General features: G+C 65.6%; 1 protein-coding gene. It reads left to right on the top strand.

Annotation, left to right across the window (positions count from 1 at the left end):
* A partial coding sequence (locus EKA13_RS27610; protein ID WP_281182134.1) for a contractile injection system protein, VgrG/Pvc8 family occupies nucleotides 1-343 on the top strand: 343 nt, incomplete at both ends.

Raw genomic sequence — 343 nt, 5'->3', positions numbered from 1 at the left:
CCTTTTTCCCCAAACTCGGCCAGCCCACCCCCTACCAACAGGACAGCGGCCTGGTGGCCGACGAGCCGGTAATCAGCTGTTTCAACCTGCGCGTGGAAGCGCGCACCCGGCGTACGTTCTGGCGCGACTACGACTTCGAGAAATCCAGTTTCGTGCTCGAGGCCGAGCGTCAGGCTGATACGGCCTACCCGGAGCCGAACCCGGAGGATTACACCTACCCCGGTGGTTTTCTGCAGGGCGAGGAGGGCAAGCGACTCAGCCAGCGTGCCCTGGAACGCCACCGGGCCGAGCATCGGGTAGCGGAGGGCCGAAGCGACCAGCCGAGGCTGGTGACGGGCCATCT

Source organism: Pseudomonas defluvii (assembly GCF_001695625.1).
In the GTDB taxonomy this organism is placed as follows: domain Bacteria; phylum Pseudomonadota; class Gammaproteobacteria; order Pseudomonadales; family Pseudomonadaceae; genus Aquipseudomonas; species Aquipseudomonas defluvii.
The sequence above is the reverse complement of the archived record's forward strand: the minus strand, read 5'-3'. Positions and strand labels throughout refer to the sequence as shown.